This is a genomic window from Pseudomonas sp. SWRI99, assembly GCF_014270125.1.
GTDB lineage: Bacteria > Pseudomonadota > Gammaproteobacteria > Pseudomonadales > Pseudomonadaceae > Aquipseudomonas > Aquipseudomonas hamedanensis.
This window is the reverse complement of sequence record NZ_JABWQR010000031.1, coordinates 14,885-31,867: the sequence shown is the minus strand read 5'-3', so window position 1 is coordinate 31,867 and position 16,983 is coordinate 14,885. Positions and strand designations below refer to the sequence as shown.

Here is a 16,983-nt window from a genome sequence, read left to right as displayed (position 1 = left end):
GCGCTGTGCCAGCGCTCAAGGCACCAGATAACCCTTCACTCCAGTAAAGATAATCTGCGCCGCTAAAGCACAGACAAACAACCCCATCAAACGGCTGACAATCTGCAAGCCCTGGTCGCCGAGAATCCGCTCGATACGATTGGACAGATACAGCACAACGCCCACTGTGAAACTTGCCAGCGCAATACTCATGATCGCGGTGAGTTTGTCGTCCCAGTGCGGCTGGCTGACGCCCATCACCAGCAGTGCGCCGATGGTGCCGGGGCCCACCGTCAACGGAATGGTCAGCGGCACAATGGTCACGTCCTGCTGCACATTGTCAGCCTGCACCGCCGGTTTGCCCTGGGCCATGCCCAGCGCCGAAATGAACAGCACGCTGCCGGCGCCGATGCGAAACGCATCCACGGTGATGCCGAACACATCGAAAATCACTCGTCCGAACAAATACAGCAAAACGCTTGAAACCAGGGTTGCCACCGCAACCTTCCAGGCCAGGCGCCGTTGCTCCTTGCGCGAGTAACCACGGGTCAGGCTGATGAAACAGGACAATACGAAGAACGGGCTGTAGAGCACCAGCATCTTCAGGTAAACGCTGAACAGCACATGAAGCATGGCCTTGTCTCGCTGCAAGTAGTGAGTGGGTTGGAGTCTATCAGTCGCGCAAGGGCTTGGGGTATCGGCTTTTAAATGAACAGGTCCGCTGCTTTTTAATCTTTGTTAGTTGTGCAGGGGGGGGCTTTGATAATGGGTGTTACATGTTTTTGTTTGTGCAGTGGTGGGTGGCTTGGCTATTGTTGTTTTGCAAGTTCATGAGGGCTTGTTTAAATATAAATAAGGAAATAAAAGTGAATAGTCTAGTGCTGCAACAAAGCTATGTAGCTAATTGCGTTAATGATCTGCAATGCTATGAAATTGACGAAGAGTTTATTATTCAAAGTCGCAGTGCTTCGCTTGGGCTGAACTCAGGCGACGCTGTAGAGGCCCCGACCAAGGGCTCCATTGTCGGCGAAGGTATCTTGTCCTTCTCGGGAAACATCAGTGGTGAAAACCGATCCGACGCACAAAACGCCTTTCTCTTCGCCAGCCTTGTCGCTAACAAGAAATACCCTCGCGAAGATCAAGGGCGAGAGTGGTACATGCTGTTCCGCGACGTCATGACCAGTGCGGGCTGGACGCCTATCAGCAAATACTACAGCGATCTGCAAATCTCGGGCACCAGTGTCCGGATGGACAAGCTGGTGCTCGAAATCCTCGGCTCGGTCATTGCTGGCGTTGCCCTGCCAGGCCCTTCGACGGCGCTGATGCTGAAGGTGGCGGGAGACGCGATCGCCGCTCTGACGAAACGTGATACCGCATTGACCCTTTATGAGCGCAATGTGCTGAACAATGGCGTAGGCGGTATTTCGGCAGGCGCGTGCACCGAAGTAAACGGCGAAGCCATCATGGCGGTTGGAGCGGTTCGTTTTCTGCGCCGTAACACTTCGACCAAAGTGCTGTTTGTGGATGTAGATGTCCGTGACGTGAAGTTGTACCGCGGCGAAACGGTGTTTGAAAAGAACACCTTGGTCGCTAATGCAGCTCGCGAGACAATCAAGAACAGGCTGGGCCTTAACGTTGTGTCGAAGATCGAAGAATATGACATCTGATTAATTAAAAAAGGCAGTCATGATGACTGCCTTTTTTTTGTTGGGGAGGAAGTAATATGGAGAGCGAGTATTCAACTCTGGTTGTCGGTGCGTGTATATTGATAGTTCCTGCGCATGAAGGGCAGGAAGTTTACAGTGGGTTGATCGAGGCGACGTTACTGGCGCAGTTGGTGGCCAATAAACAGAGCGAAAACAATCTGCAGACCAATTGGTACAGCGTTTATGTGAAGGTTCTCGATGATTTCTGGCTGCGCCAGCAAAAATCAAAACAAACGTGGCAGATCAACAGCACCACTGCAGAAACGGCGTTGCAACTGTTTACCGTGGCGTTGCCCCGTCATGCGCCGCTGCAACAGCGTGTAATGGCCACCATCCTGGCGAAGATTGCACAATTGCCGAGCGACGACGCGGCCCTCCAACGGCTGCACAGTTACATGAACAAGCCTGCAGCGGCTGGTTCGAGCGATTTGCCAGCGACGATGACGCCGGTGCGTTTGCTGGTTATTTGCGCGGATTCTCCCACCTCGATCACAAGCGTCTACGTCGAGTTCAAGACGCGAGAAGCGTTAACCCCCAATCCATTTCAACAGATCTATCAAGCGGGCGATATTCAAGGTCCGGTTCAGGTGCATCACGCCCGGGCGAACCTTTCCGAGACCCGGTATCGGGTCGCGCGCGATGCGATTGCCAGGAAAGTCGCGGACAGGCTTGCCGGCAGTGTGGCGGTGTTGACATTGCCAAAGGAAATTACACCATGACAGAACTGATTGCGCCGCAGGCTGCGGTGGTGGGAGGCAGCGTCGTGGCATTCGCCAACGGCGTGCAAGCATTCCAGCGAGAGGACATCTACATGAGCACCGCTTTTGCGCAAAACGCGACGCGAGCGGCGTTACAGGATGGGCTGGTGGGGGACTGGTTCACGTACTACAGGAACGTGCTCAGGGTTATCGGGTGGGACGTGCCGAAACCAACTGCATTGACACCGTCTGGTGCTCGGATGGCCGGTCAGGCAGTCCAGGGCATCGAGACTGTCATCGGCGAGGCGTATTCCGAGCCTGTGCGGCGTGCGCTGCTGGCCATGGAGCGCAATACATCGGCGCTCAAGCTGTTCGAGGACACAAGCCTGCGCGGCAATGTCGGCTACTTTCAAGTGATTCCCTGCCTCCCGAGCGGCCCGAACAAAGTGCAGATGGGCATTTATCACCGGCAATTCCAGGTCAGGCAACAGGTCAGCGGTTTTCTCTTCGGTGGCAATCCGGCAATTATCCACAATAGCGTTGAACAGATTGCTGTCATTACCTTCAACACTCTGCATTACGCCCAGTTTCGGGAAAAGGTAAAAAAGTCAGTGGTGTCTGGCTCGCTCAAATATCTGAGTAGCCTCGACATCTGATCGAAGGGCGGCGCGAGCTCATTCAGAAGGTCGATGCTGTTCGATTCTGCTGATCGCGTTGCGCGACCCAGTGTTCGATCAGCTCGCGCAACTGCGACAGCTCGACGGGTTTGGACATGTGCCCGTCCATGCCCGCCTGACGCGCGCGTTCCTTGTGTTCGGCAAGGATGTGCGCCGTCAACGCGACGATCGGCGTGCGGATGCGCTGGTTGCTGACTTCCCAGGCCCGCAGCTGCTGGGTCGCGGAGAAACCATCGAGGATCGGCATCTCACAGTCCATCAGCACCAGATCGTAACGCTGGGCCTTCATCGCTTGCAGCGCCTCTTCACCGTTGCTGGCGGTATCAGGTTGCAAGTTGAGCTTGCCGAGCATGCCGCGAATCACTTTGGTCGAGATCGTGTTGTCTTCGGCGACGAGGATGCGGAAATCGCTTGGCACCTTGGCGGCGGTGGCGGCCGTGACGACTTGCGGCTGGAACACCACCTGACCTTTGTTGCGCTGGTTGAGTTCGTCGGCGAGGGTGGTCTTGAGGGTGTAGCCGGCCACCGGTTTGGCCAGAATGCGCTTGATCCCCGAATTGCGCGCGATGATTTTGCTCGGCGCATTGCTGATGCCGGTGAGCATGATCAGCAGAATGTCGTGGTTAAGGCTCGGGTCTTCCTTGATCTTGGCCGCAAGCTGCATGCCGGTCATGCCGGGCATGTTCTGGTCGAGCAGGACCACGTCGAAATAGTCGCGCAGGTGCGCTTTGGTACGCAGCAACGCCAGCGCTTCTTTGCCCGAAGGCACGGCGCTGACATTCAGGCCCCAGGCGCTGCATTGCTGCACCAGCACTTTACGGCAGGTGTCGTTGTCGTCGACCACCAGCACCCGTGCGCCTTGCAGCGGGCTGTCCAGATCCGAGGTCGGGTGTTCCAGGCGGTCCGGGTCCAGCGGCAGGGTCAGCCACAAGGTGCTGCCCGCCGTGGCGCCGCTCTTGATGCCGAACTCGCCGTGCATCAGGCGAATCAGTTGCCGGGCAATCACCAGGCCGAGATTGCCGCCCAGGCGATTGGCCGAAAGAAAGTGTTTGCTGTGCAGCTCGGCGTGCATCAGCGCATCGCGTTCTTCCGCCTCCATCGGCACGCCGCTGTCCTGCACGGCGATGCGCAGGCGCGGCTTGCTGCTGCGCTCATCGAGGGCGACGACGATCAGCACTTCGCCTTCGTCGGTTTTTTTCAGGGCGTTTTCCAGCAGGCTCAGCAGGGTCTGGCGCAGGCGCGTCGGATCGCCGCTGATCACGCGCGGCACTTGCGGCTGGATAAAACTGATCAGCTCGACGTTCTGCTGCTCGGCCTTGGCCCGGTAGATGCTCAGGCAGTCGTCGATCAGGGCGTTGAGGTCAAACTGTACGTCGTCCAGTTCGATCTGCCCGGATTCGAGCTTGGAAATATCGAGGATCTCGTTGATCAGGGTCAGCAGTTCGTTGCCAGCGCTGTGGATGGTTTGTACGTAGTCGCGTTGCTTGACCGAGAGCGGCGTGCCGAGCAGCAACTCGGTCATGCCCAGTACGCCGTTCATCGGGGTGCGGATTTCGTGGCTGATCTTGGCGAGGAATTCGGCTTTGGCGTTGATCTCGGCATTGCTCGCGGCGAGGTCGCGGCTGATGCTGAAACGGCTTTCGGTGATGCTGCGCTGTCGCTCGCCCAGGGCGATGCTCATCAGCAGGCCGCTGATGCAGATGAACACCATCAACGTCATGATCAGGCCTTGCGGCGCGACCAGGGTCAATCCCAGCAACGCCGGAAGGATGATCAGCGTGCCGATGTTGAACACCACCATCGCCGCGACGAACAGACGCGCCGGCCGGTAGCCTTTCTGCCAGTGGTAGAACCCCACCAGCAACATGCTCAGGCCTGCCAGCGCCACCAGCGCATAGGTGATGATGTTCAGCGGCAGCGTGTTGACGAACAGCAACAGCAGGCTGCACGTCACGATCAGCACAATGTCTGTCAGCAACAGCTTGTTCAGCGGGTGCGGCCCGAGCGGGGAGAAGAAGCGCAAGGCGAACATCAGCCCGGCCGGAGCGGTCAGCAGCAACGCCAGATAGGCGCCGGGTGTCTGCAACGCATGCCAGTTCGGCAACCACGGCCCGGCCAGATTGAGCAACAGCAGCAGACTCAACCCGAGCAGACCTTCACAGACCGCCAGCCACAGGCTGCTGCGCGAGCGGGAATAGGCGTAGCGCACCAGATTGTGCAGCAACAGCATGCCCAGACAACCGAACAGCAGGCCGAACACCAGCGTCTGGGTCTGACTGGCCGCGCTGACCACCGCCGACTGCAGGGTGATGTGCGGGCGCAACTGATGGTCGGAGACCATGCGCAGATAAACGTCGAGGGGCTTGTCGCTCAGCGGCAGCGGCAGCATGAAGTCGCTGCTCGGCAGGGGCCGCTCAGCCTGTGGCTGGTCGGTGCCGGTGTTGCGTTGCTCGATCAGCTTGTCGCCGTCGAGCACGTAAAGATTGAGCTGTGACAGGTCAGGGGCAAAGATGCGCAGCACTTGTTCATGCTTGCCCGGTGCCAGCCTGAAACGCAGCCACAAGGCCCCCTCGGGTTCGGCCGCCGTGAGGCGCTCAAGATCGATGGGGCTGAATTGATTGGTGTAGCGAGGGGAGCGGATATCGCTCAGTTGCAGGCTGCCCTGATCGTCAAGCAATACCGACCAGCCACTGCCTTGGGCGGCCTGGGCCGGGAGCATGCAGAGCAGGGTCAGCAAAGTGACGGTGAAGCTTATGGCATTCCTGAGCCAGCGCACGGCGAGATCCCTTCGTAGGTTGAAGCCAGAATATAACGATGCGCGACGGCGGAACAGCCCGGCGAGCAATGGCATTGCGCGCCGGGCGAGGTGGACAACTTATTCCTGGATTTCGCCACGTTCACGGGCAATGGCGCGGTAGCCGATGTCCTTGCGGTAGAAACAGCCTTGCCAGTCGATGGCCGCCGCGAGTTTATAGGCTTGCTGCTGGGCTTCGCTGACGCTTGCGCCCATTGCGGTGGCGCAAAGTACGCGACCACCGGCGGTGACGACATTGTCGTCCTTCAATGCGGTACCGGCGTGGAAGACTTTACCTTCCAGATTCGCGGCAGCCTCCAGGCCGTTGATCGCTGCGCCCTTGGCGTAATCGCCCGGGTAGCCGCCAGCGGCCAGCACGATGCCGACACTCGGACGCGGATCCCACTGTGCTTCGACTTTATCCAGCGCTTGTGCCAGTGCGGCTTCGACCAGCAAGACCAGGCTCGATTGCAGACGCAGCATCACCGGTTGGGTTTCCGGATCGCCGAAGCGGCAGTTGAATTCGATGACCTTCGGATTGCCCGCCTTGTCGATCATCAGACCGGCGTAGAGGAAACCGGTGTAGACATTGCCTTCTTCTGCCATGCCACGCACGGTCGGCCAGATCACCAGGTCCATCACGCGCTGATGCACGTCGGCGGTCACCACCGGGGCAGGGGAGTAAGCGCCCATGCCGCCGGTGTTCGGGCCGCTGTCGCCGTCGCCGACGCGTTTGTGATCCTGGCTGGTGGCCATCGGCAGCACGTTCTTGCCGTCGACCATGACGATGAACGAAGCTTCTTCGCCGTCGAGGAATTCTTCGATGACCACGCGCGAACCGGCATCGCCGAACGCATTGCCGGCGAGCATGTCACGCACGGCGTCTTCGGCTTCGGCCAGGGTCATGGCAACGATCACGCCTTTGCCCGCAGCCAGGCCGTCGGCCTTGATCACGATCGGCGCACCTTTTTCACGCAGATAAGCCAGGGCCGGCTCGATCTCGGTGAAGTTCTGGTAATCGGCGGTCGGGATCTTGTGACGGGCGAGGAAATCCTTGGTGAAGGCTTTCGAACCTTCCAGTTGCGCAGCACCGGCGGTCGGACCGAAGCAGTCCAGGCCACGGGAACGGAACAGATCGACCACGCCAGCGACCAGCGGTACTTCCGGGCCGACGATGGTCAGGGCGACGTTTTTCTCGGCGAAGTCGGCCAGTTGCTCAAGGGCGAGTACGTCGATGGCAACGTTTTCGCACTTGGCCTCAATCGCCGTACCGGCGTTGCCCGGTGCAACGAAGACTTTCTGCACGCGCGGATCCTGAGCCACTTTCCAGGCCAGGGCGTGCTCACGGCCACCGCTGCCAATGATCAAAACATTCAAGGGAGACTCCTTTGGAGAAGCTGCAAGCTACAAGCTGCAAGTAAGGGCGGGTATGCATCGCGCCAGATGGCAGCTTGTGGCTCTGAGTTAGTGAGGCTGCAACTGCAAGGGAAAGCGACTCTGATCAGCTTTTTCTTGCAGCTTGCAGCTTGAAGCTTGCGACTGCTTCTTAGTGACGGAAATGGCGCATGCCGGTGAACACCATCGCGATCCCTGCTTCATCAGCAGCGGCAATCACTTCAGCGTCACGCATCGAGCCACCCGGCTGGATCACGGCGGTAATGCCGACCTTGGCCGCGTTGTCCAGACCATCGCGGAACGGGAAGAACGCATCGGAGGCCATCACCGATCCGGCAACCTGCAGACCGGCATGCTCAGCCTTGATTGCAGCGATGCGCGCCGAGTTGACGCGGCTCATCTGGCCGGCGCCGACACCGATGGTCTGGCGGTTCCTGGCGTAGACGATGGCGTTGGATTTAACGTATTTGGCAACTTTCCAGGCGAAGATCAGGTCGTGGATTTCCTGTTCGGTCGGAGCGCGTTTGGTCACGACTTTCAGGTCATCGGCGCCGATCATTCCGATATCGCGGCTCTGTACCAGCAGACCACCGTTGACGCGCTTGTAGTCCCAGGCAGCAGCGCGGTCAGCCGACCACTCGCCGCAGGCCAGCAGGCGCACGTTGGCTTTGGCCGCGACGATGGCGCGGGCTTCTTCACTGACCGATGGCGCGATGATCACTTCAACGAACTGACGCTCGACGATCGCCTTGGCGGTCTCGGCATCCAGTTCACGGTTGAAGGCGATGATGCCGCCAAAGGCCGACTCGGTGTCGGTGGCGTAGGCCAGTTCGTAGGCCTGACGGATACCGCCTTCGGCGTCCGGGCTGACAGCGACGCCGCACGGGTTGGCGTGCTTGACGATCACACAGGCTGGCTTGACGAAGCTCTTCACGCATTCCAGCGCAGCGTCGGTGTCGGCCACGTTGTTGTACGACAGCTCTTTGCCTTGCAGCTGGGTCGCGGTGGCGATGCCGACTTCGGCAGGTTTGGCTTCAACGTAGAACGCCGCGCTCTGGTGCGGGTTCTCGCCGTAGCGCATTTCCTGAGCCTTGATGAACTGGCTGTTGAAGGTGCGCGGGAATTCGCTGCGACCTTCGGTGGTCAGGGTTTCGGCCGCCTGATTCACGGTGCCCATGTAGTTGGCGATCATGCCGTCGTAGGCGGCAGTGTGTTCGAAGGCCTTGAGCATCAGGTCGAAACGCTGGGCGTAGGTCAGGCCACCGGCCTTGAGGTTTTGCAGGACGTCGGCGTAATCGCTGGCATTCACCACGATCGCTACATCTTTATGGTTTTTTGCTGCGGAACGGACCATGGTCGGGCCGCCGATATCGATGTTCTCGATGGCGGTCGGCAGGTCGCAGCCTGGCTTGTTGATGGTGGCTTCGAACGGATAGAGGTTGACCGCCACCAGATCGATCGGCTTGATGCCGTGCTCGCTCATGATCGCGTCGTCGATACCGCGACGACCGAGGATGCCGCCGTGGATTTTCGGGTGCAGGGTTTTCACCCGGCCGTCCATCATCTCGGCGAAACCGGTGTAATCCGCGACTTCCACTGCGGCAACGCCGTTGTCGCGCAGCAACTTGAACGTTCCGCCGGTGGAGAGGATCTCGACGCCCAGGGCTTCAAGCTCCCTGGCGAATTCGAGGATCCCGGTCTTGTCGGAAACGCTGATCAAGGCGCGGCGGATCGGCAGGCGGGTAGTCTGGTCGGTCATCTCAATTTCCATCAAAAGCAAAGGAAGTCAGCAAAAAAGGCGACCGTTTTTTACGCGGGCGCCTTTCTGGTTTGATTGAATGCTTACAGCAGATCGTACTGCTTGAGTTTCTTGCGCAGTGTGCCGCGGTTCAGTCCCAGCAGCTCACTGGCCTTGGTCTGATTGCCCTTGACGTAGTTCATCACGCTTTCGAGCAGGGGCGCCTCGACTTCGGAAAGCACCAGGTTGTACACGTCCGTGACGGACGCGCCCTCAAGGTGGGCGAAATAATTGTGCAGCGCCTTCTCGACACTCCCGCGAAGGGTCTGGCCTTCTTCGCTCGGCGTATTGAGGTGCTGTTTCAAATTCACGTTGTCGCTCACGGGTGCTGTTCCACTCACTAAAGTCTCGGTCATCATCGTCATGCGGCCACCCCTTCTTCGTCCCCTGTCAGGCTCTTGTAACGCTCGGCGAAGAACTCCCGAACGTTGGCGCATTGTGTTTCCGTACCATCCAAACGATTGAAACGGGCGCGAAACTCCCTGGCGCCCGGCAAGGTTGCGAGATACCAGCCCACATGCTTGCGGGCAATGCGCACGCCCATCACGTCCCCATAGAAGGCGTGAAGGGCGGCCAGATGCTCAAGCAGAATGTGTTCCACTTCGATCAGCTCCGGTGCCGGCAATTGCTCGCCGGTACGCAGGAAGTGCTCGATCTCGCGAAAAATCCATGGCCGCCCCTGGGCGGCACGGCCTATCAGCAGGCCATCGGCACCGGTCGCGTCGAGCACGTAACGGGCCTTTTGCGGCGAATCGATATCGCCATTGGCAAACACCGGAATCGACACCGCCTGCTTGATCGCGGCAATCGTGTCGTACTCCGCTTCCCCTGTGTACAGATCGGCGCGCGTGCGGCCATGCACGGCCAGCGCGGTGATCCCGGCCTGTTCGGCGATTTTCGCCACGGTCAGGCCGTTCCTGTTGTCGCGATCCCAGCCCGTGCGGATCTTCAGGGTGACCGGCACATCGACTGCCGCCACGACGGCCTGCAGGATCTCGGTCACCAGTGCTTCGTCTTTCAACAACGCGGAACCGGCGGCCTTGTTGCAGACCTTCTTTGCCGGGCAACCCATGTTGATATCAATAATCTGCGCGCCCAGCTCGACGTTCGCCCGGGCCGCATCCGCCAGCATCTGCGCATCGCCACCGGCAATCTGTACCGAGCGTGGCTCGGGATCGCCTTCGTGGATCATGCGCATGCGCGACTTGCGGGTGTTCCACAGGCTCATGTCGCTGGTGACCATTTCCGAGACGACAAGCCCTGCGCCCAGACGCTTGCACAGCTGACGAAAGGGCTGATCGGTGACGCCCGCCATCGGGGCGAGAATCAAGCCGTTCTGCAATGTGTATGGGCCGATGCGTACCGCCGACATAGGACTTCCCTGAAGTGGGGCCGGATCATGAGAGTTCGAAAAAGGGTTGGCATGATACCCGCTCTCGATGACTGGTTAAAGGCTCAATTGAACAAAATCTGAACAGTTATTCCGTTATCGCCAGCGGTTTGGTTGCATGGAGAGCAGTCAGAAAACCGCCGTCAATCCGGAGCCGGTCCAGCCGTTCACTCGGGCGAGTGGAAGCTCAGGCTGTAATTCACCGCTTTCGGGCCTGGATCGAGAATATCCAGCGCGATGTGGATCGGTGTTTGCGGTGGCATTTCCGCCAGGCCTTCCAGATCGCCGCTGAGGTATTCGCCGGGCTTGAAGCGGCGACTGGCGATCAGGTGACCGTTGAGATCGGCAAAGCGTAGCTCAAGCAATGGAAACGGTTGGGAGAATGTGGCGCGGTTGTAGATGATCGCGTCGACCACCAGCGCCCCGCTGAACTCGGGATGGCTGCGCACCACCAGGTTACTGCTTTTGATTTTGGCGATGTCGACCTTCGATGGCACGGTGCAGCCGATCTGCGGGCAGACCTGCTGGAACCACGGGCGGTATTGATCCTGGCGCGCCAGTTCGTCGAAGTGATAGGCGATGTACTGGCCGGCCAGCGCGCCGGCTGCCAGCACGACCAGCACCAGCCAGAGCAGGCGCCGACCCCACGGCGAACGGCGTTTCTGCCAGTCCAGTTGCAGCGGGTCGTCGGTCAGGTCTTGCAGCACTTCGGCGCGGACGCCGGGCTCGGCGCGTCCGCGTTTCTTGCGCTGCGGTTCGATCGCGGGCAAGTCGTCGTCTTCGTCGGCTGACAGGCGCTCGCGACGGGCGTTCGGATCGATCGGATCGTGCAGGCGCAGTTGCGGGATCGCCGGCTCGTCATCCAGGTCCACCGGCTCCAGCGACAGCGAGGGTTCCGTGCGCGCGGATTTGACCGGCTCGATCTCCGCCGACGGCGGGGCGTTGTCGAGGTCTTGCGGACGTTCGTTGGCAGGTTCGCTGAACAGGCTGTCCGGCCAGACGGCTTCGTCCGGTTCCGGACTGTCGCGGCGGGCGCTCAAGGCGTCTTCGCGCGGGCGGCCGAATTCGCTGATCGGCTGGATCTCGCGTTGTTCGAGGCGGGCGAGTTCCTCGTCCAGATCGAGGCTGTCCAGGTCCAGCTCCGAGGCACTCCATTGCTTTTGGCTGATCGCCCGCGGTGCGCTTGTGTCGACGGCCGGTGGTTGCGCTGCCGGAGCGGGTTGGGCTACCGACGGTGCCACCGGATCCTTGCCGGCGTGTTGCTCGAGCAACTGCCTGGCGGCGTTGAACACTTGCAGGCAAGAGCCGCAGCGAACCACCCCGCGGGCCACGCTCAACTGAGCATGGTTGACGCGGAAGCTGGTCTGGCAATGCGGGCACTGGGTGACGAAACTGTCGGTCATGCGGCGATCCGGTTCAGGCAAGCGGTCATTTTAGCGCCGACGCCCGGTGATGCGCACCCAGCCATCGCGATTGGCAATCGGGTCGAGGTCGAAGTCCTGCGCATAAGCCGCCGCGACCTCTTCGCCCTGCTCGGCGAGGATGCCGGACAGTGCCAGGCGCCCGCCGGACTTGACCAGGCTGGACAATTGCGGCGCCAGGGCCACCAGCGGGCCGGCGAGAATATTGGCGACCAGCACGTCAGCCTGAACCTGCGGCAGATCCTCTGGCAGGTACAACGGGAACAACTCGTCGGCGATGTTGTTGCGCCCGGCGTTATCGCGCGAAGCTTCCAGCGCCTGCACGTCGATGTCGGTGCCAACGGCTTCTTTAGCGCCGAGCAGCAGCGCGGCGATCGCCAGAATTCCCGAGCCGCAGCCGAAATCCAGCACGTTGCAGCCTTTCAGGTCCTGACCGTCAAGCCATTCCAGGCACAGTGCCGTCGTCGGATGGGTGCCGGTGCCGAACGCCAGGCCCGGGTCCAGCAGCAGATTGACCGCGTCGGGTTCCGGCGCGGCGTGCCAGCTCGGCACGATCCACAGGCGCTGGCCGAAACGCATCGGCTCGAAACCGTCCATCCAGCTGCGCTCCCAGTCCTGGTCTTCGATGACTTCGCTGTGGTGCTCGGGCAGCGGGCCGCCGGTCAGCAGCTCGAGGTGGGCCAGGACCGGCGCAGCTTCGGTGCCGCCTTCGAACAGGGCCAGCAGATGAGTGTGCGACCACAGCGGGGTGGTGTTGAGTTCCGGCTCGAAGATCGGCTGGTCTTCGGCGTCCATGAACGTCACCGAGACGGCACCGACTTCAAGGAACGCGTCTTCGTAGGTTTCGGCTTGTTCCGGAGTGATGGCGAGACGGACTTGCAGCCAAGGCATGGCGGGCACCTTTGAAAAAATCTGTGGGGCAGCCCGAAGCTGCAAAAGCGCGCAGTTTACGCCAGGTCGCCGGCAAAGTGGACACGGCCGTCTGCTGTTACAGATTCCCTGGTTCGATATACATATGTATGGCCGCAGGCGGCTGAGCGGTCAATAGAGTGAGGGCTCACTTCAAGGCATAAAGGACTGGGCGATATGACGGATCAACAAGGGATTGCAGGCGATACGTTGCCGACAACGACTGAGCCGGCGGGGACAGCGCAGGAAGTGCTATTGCGGGTGACACGCTGGCAGGTGATGACGGACAAGCGCCTCGGTAGCCAAATGACCTTGCTGGAAGCGATTGAACACTTCGCATTGATCGAATTGCGCATTCATTACCCTGATGGGGTTATCGATCCGGGTTTCGTCATTTCCCTTGTCGATGCCGTGCTGCAAAAGCTCATAGACGGCAAACCGCTGATCTTCGTCGCCGTCAGGGACGCACCTTATCGCTGGCCCGGAGGGGCGGACCCGGGGTTACCTGCCGATCGCCGAGAGACGGTCATCCGCACCGTTGATACGGTCGCTGCGTATTGTCTTGAGCAGTACAAGCAGTATCTCCATGATCACTGGCAGACCAAGGAGCTGGAGCCACGGTTCGACCGTATGATCGAGCGCAAGCTGCAGCGATATATCGATGACATCGAAAAACTCTTCCATCCCGAGCAGCTTGCCGGACTGACGGCAGCTCGACTGCGCGACAGAATTGAAAAAATCCAGGAGCGTGGCGCGCGCCGGTATCGATTGACCTCACTGGCATCGCCCCGGGAGCGCAAAATTATCGAGGCGCTGGCCTTCGAGCAATTGCCGCACTGGTTGCGAGTGTTGAAGGAACCCGATCGACGTTTGCTTCATGACCATCAAGAACAGACCATGCAAGCCCAGGCCGTGCTCGACAACCTGCTTGAGGGCTACGGTTCGTTGCAGGCCTACGCTCGACAGCGAGCCATCGACTTCATCCAGTTGCAGTTGGACATGCAGGTCGAACCGGACACGACCCTGGTGCGGTTGGCGTGGCGTTCGGCGGTTGGTGAGCGGACGCAGAACCGAAGCCTGACCGAGCTGCTCGCCGGCGGGCCGATTGGTCGGGATTTTGCCTCGGTGGCGGGGTTGGCCAGTGACACGCCTCTGCGGAATCAGCCACTGGAATCGCCATTCATTGCCGACATGCTGGCGACGCAGGATCTTCCCACGGACTATCACCACGAGCTCGTTCGGCAATACGAGCGCGAAGACGTAAAAGAGGCATTGAGCGCCTGGTTTGCGCAGCGACTCAAGCAAAGTGCTTTTGTTGCCCGGTGTGCCGGGCATTTATCGGTCGCCGACCATGAGCGTCTCGAACAGGTATGGGATGGCGAGGCGTCGGTAGCACGTTTTCGCGTCTGCGGTTTGACGCTGCCCAACGGCATGAAGTGTGCCGATCTGCTGCTGTTCTATCACGAAGAAGCTGCCGGCGGCGTTAACGATTTCCTGTTGTATGCGCCCAACAAGCCAGACGGCCAGGAGTGGATCCGGCTGCCTTCACTTGTGGAGTTGAGCGGTGAATTGTGGGGATGGACCCAGACCGAGTCCGGACGTGAATATCTGTTGCGGCAGCTCTCGCCGGCAACCGGGGATAAAGCGCGGGCGTATCTGTTCAGTGTGTCGAACGATCCTCGCTTGTGGGGCATGAGCCGCGACATCAGGCGCGGCACAAAGACGTTCATCGATTGCGTCGATGACGCCGCGCAAATGGGCCTTGCAAACAATCTCAAGCAGGTTGAGCAGGACCACTCGCCAGGCTGGTACGCGGCGCTTGGGCTTGAGGCACGACGACGCATCAGCAGCCTCAATCAGGAGTTAGAGGTTCATCAGCAGGTTCTCAGTGAGCTGCTGACCGGCTACGAGGTCTTCGTCGATTTTGCCAAACGCACCATCGCCGAAGCGATTACACCGTATCTGCGCAGCCGCAATGTGCTGGAGCCGGTTGATCCTGCCACGGTCCTGATTGACCACAGTGAGCCCGGCAATGATTACAAGTCGAAAGTCTCCAGTCTGCTCGATCTGGCCATTTACGGATACGATGAAAACAGGGGGATCAACCATCCGGATCGCGGCGTACGCTCGTCTGTCGGCCAGGACCTGAGTCAGCTGCGCAGTGCTGAGCTGGCGCTGTATCTGCGCAGGGCGTATCTGGGAGACGCCTACGCCAAGGAGATTCGCGGCAAATATCTCGAGTCGGGCGATCCGGCCTATGACAGTCGCCGATATGCCTATCGCACTGTGTTGCTGTTGAAAATGGACCGTGATCTGCGGGTCGCCAGAAGTAAAAATCAAATACTTGAAACGGCTTACATTGCGCTGGTCCGGCAAGTCTCCCGGTTGAGCAATGGGGAGTTGCCGAGCGGGCGGGGCTCGGGAGCCAGTATCGTGGCCCATGACGGCGTGTTCCGGTTCGCGATTCGTGGGCATATCGTGTTGGGGGTTTATGTTTTTGTCTGGTTTGACCCTGATGCGGCTAGCTGGCTTTACATGCCGGACGCTCCCGATGGCGTGACGTTTCGCCGATATGAAAGTTTCTGCGGGGAAACGACAGGCGCTCTGAGTGACTACGTAATGTCGCGCGTGGCCACGGGCGCGCGGCAAGCCGTTTCGCGCTATTTGCGGGCAATGACAGCGAAGAACATGCACGTCGATACGCTATACGAGTGGCAGCGTGTGGGTGATTGCCGGGGAGAGTTCAATGCCTGCATTGAACGGGCGGTCACTGACGTAGCAGACATCACCACCAGTCGCGCCGAGGTGATCGAAAAGCAGGTAGTCAAGGGGTTGGTGTTCGCAGCAGCGCCTTTTTGCATCGTTTTCCCGCCCTTTGCTTTGCTGCTGGATGCCGCGTTTATTGCCGCCAGCGTCACTCAAGCCCTTGGCGCTCATCAGGAGGGCGATACAGACGCAGCACTGTTGCACTGGCTGGAAGCATCCTGGGGAGCTCTGTTCGCCATGGTCGGCGCAGGCAGTGCAATCAAACTCCTCGGGCAAGCACTCAGAAGTCTGAAGCAAACGGTAAGGCCCATATCATTACTGGCCGAGCGCCTGAAGAGCGGGGCACCGGCAAGAACGAAAGAAACCTTGCCGATGGTGCGAGAGGTGCGCTTCAAGCCTAAACAGGCGGTTGCGAAGGCTCCCGAACGGCTGCAGCGGGTGACCGACGATAGTGTCTTTTTTGGTACCTGGCGCAGTGCACCCAGCACGACGCAAGCTCAACCGGCGTACTACATTCGTCACAAGGGTAAATATTACCAGGTCAAGAAAAACCCTCATTTCGACGGTCTGAGTCTGATTGATGCCCAGCGCCCGAACGCCATTTACAATCGGCCCATACGCCTGACGCCGCGTGGCAAGTGGACACATGAGCGGGTTGGGCTCAGAGGCGGGAATGATACCGTTCGCAACCTGGGCAGCATCACGGATCTGCGCGAGGCTTTTCCCGGGCGTGTCAGTCCGGATCCGGTCAGGGGCGCGTTGCAGGGCGAAGCTGTGGTGGCGAAGCTGGTCGACGGAGCTGCGGACAATTATCTGTTTTCAGTCAATGCCCAGACGTGTGTGGTTGCATCGTTGTACAACCCGGCGACGAAGATCGGCGCGGTCATTCATATCGATCACAATATTCGTTCGTTGATCAAGGCACGGGTCGACGATGTGGTGAAGCGCATAGGCGGAGAAGCGAAGGATGTTCGTGCGACCCTCGTGGGCGGGGACTGGCTGTTCGGTGGTGATATCGGCGGGGTGATCAGAAGCGAATTGCGACGCAACGGCGTGCGGCCTACGTGGGATTACTGGTCGTATTCTCTCTGCGTGGGGAATACTTTCGGCGTGTCGCTGAATCTGCGCAATGGGGTCACAACAGTGTTCAAGCATTCCATGGATTCAGTTGGCGGATTATACAATCCATTAGCGAGGACTGCCCACGCGGTACCAGCGCACATGCCCGCGGACAACTTGTCACAGCGCGTATTGAGGGTTGAAGCGCGCGTTACCAGCACGCCGCTGTATGAGAACCGTCCCGGCGTCGTGGTTGATAAGTATGGCAAGGCGGTAACCTCCGAAATGATTCGCGACCAGGCTTTCGCGCTGGTACTGCTGTAGTAACGCGCTGTTTGCAGGCGGAGCTCCCATAAAAAAACCCGATCCAGCCGGATCGGGTTTTTTAGTT

12 protein-coding genes are annotated in these 16,983 nt (G+C 59.7%); 4 read left to right on the top strand and 8 right to left on the bottom strand.

All coding sequences use genetic code 11. From position 1 onward, the window contains the following. Positions 1-15 precede the first annotated feature (15 nt). On the bottom strand, positions 16-612 hold the full coding sequence (locus tag HU743_RS22310; RefSeq protein WP_025111770.1) for a MarC family protein: 597 nt from the start codon (positions 610-612) through the stop codon (positions 16-18). A 233-nt stretch (positions 613-845) separates the two neighbouring features. Here HU743_RS22310 and HU743_RS22305 point away from each other — a divergent pair, with 233 nt between their 5' ends. The 3 genes from HU743_RS22305 to HU743_RS22295 are packed head-to-tail and all read left to right on the top strand — an operon-like array spanning position 846 to position 3,039. Continuing rightward, entirely contained in the window at positions 846-1,646 is an 801-nt protein-coding gene (locus HU743_RS22305) for a hypothetical protein (protein ID WP_186651263.1), read from the top strand. Between the two features lie 56 nt (positions 1,647-1,702). Continuing rightward, positions 1,703-2,404, top strand: coding sequence for a hypothetical protein (locus HU743_RS22300; RefSeq protein WP_186651261.1), 702 nt, complete (start codon positions 1,703-1,705; stop codon positions 2,402-2,404). Then, positions 2,401-3,039, top strand: a complete 639-nt coding sequence (locus tag HU743_RS22295) for a hypothetical protein (protein WP_186651259.1) — start codon at positions 2,401-2,403, stop codon at positions 3,037-3,039. The genes HU743_RS22300 and HU743_RS22295 overlap by 4 nt, the downstream gene beginning before the upstream one ends. A gap of 22 nt (positions 3,040-3,061) precedes the next feature. Here HU743_RS22295 and HU743_RS22290 read toward each other — a convergent pair whose 3' ends face one another. The 7 genes from HU743_RS22290 to prmA all read right to left on the bottom strand — a co-directional run bounded on the left by HU743_RS22290 (position 3,062) and on the right by prmA (position 12,749). After that, entirely contained in the window at positions 3,062-5,836 is a 2,775-nt protein-coding gene (locus tag HU743_RS22290; RefSeq protein WP_186620520.1) for a response regulator, read from the bottom strand. Between the two features lie 99 nt (positions 5,837-5,935). Continuing rightward, positions 5,936-7,231 carry a phosphoribosylamine--glycine ligase gene (gene purD / locus HU743_RS22285; protein WP_186547499.1) on the bottom strand — a complete coding sequence of 432 codons (1,296 nt, stop codon included), beginning with the start codon at positions 7,229-7,231 and terminating at the stop codon, positions 5,936-5,938. A gap of 169 nt (positions 7,232-7,400) precedes the next feature. Beyond that, positions 7,401-9,008, bottom strand: coding sequence for a bifunctional phosphoribosylaminoimidazolecarboxamide formyltransferase/IMP cyclohydrolase (gene purH / locus HU743_RS22280; RefSeq protein WP_186651257.1), 1,608 nt, complete (start codon positions 9,006-9,008; stop codon positions 7,401-7,403). A gap of 83 nt (positions 9,009-9,091) precedes the next feature. Beyond that, positions 9,092-9,412, bottom strand: a complete 321-nt coding sequence (gene fis, locus HU743_RS22275) for a DNA-binding transcriptional regulator Fis (RefSeq protein WP_003221275.1) — start codon at positions 9,410-9,412, stop codon at positions 9,092-9,094. Further along, positions 9,409-10,419: a tRNA dihydrouridine synthase DusB gene (gene dusB / locus HU743_RS22270; RefSeq protein WP_186547495.1), complete on the bottom strand. Its 1,011-nt coding sequence runs from the start codon at positions 10,417-10,419 to the stop codon at positions 9,409-9,411. Before dusB ends, fis begins: the two co-directional genes overlap by 4 nt. Before the next feature lie 185 nt (positions 10,420-10,604). Then, positions 10,605-11,840, bottom strand: coding sequence for a DUF3426 domain-containing protein (locus HU743_RS22265; protein ID WP_186620522.1), 1,236 nt, complete (start codon positions 11,838-11,840; stop codon positions 10,605-10,607). 30 nt (positions 11,841-11,870) lie between these two features. Beyond that, positions 11,871-12,749 (bottom strand): 50S ribosomal protein L11 methyltransferase, encoded by an 879-nt coding sequence (gene prmA, locus HU743_RS22260; protein ID WP_186620524.1) that lies wholly within the window; start codon positions 12,747-12,749, stop codon positions 11,871-11,873. Between the two features lie 195 nt (positions 12,750-12,944). Here prmA and HU743_RS22255 point away from each other — a divergent pair, with 195 nt between their 5' ends. Continuing rightward, positions 12,945-16,916 (top strand): DUF6543 domain-containing protein, encoded by a 3,972-nt coding sequence (locus HU743_RS22255; protein WP_186651255.1) that lies wholly within the window; start codon positions 12,945-12,947, stop codon positions 16,914-16,916. The last annotated feature ends 67 nt before the right edge of the window (positions 16,917-16,983 follow it).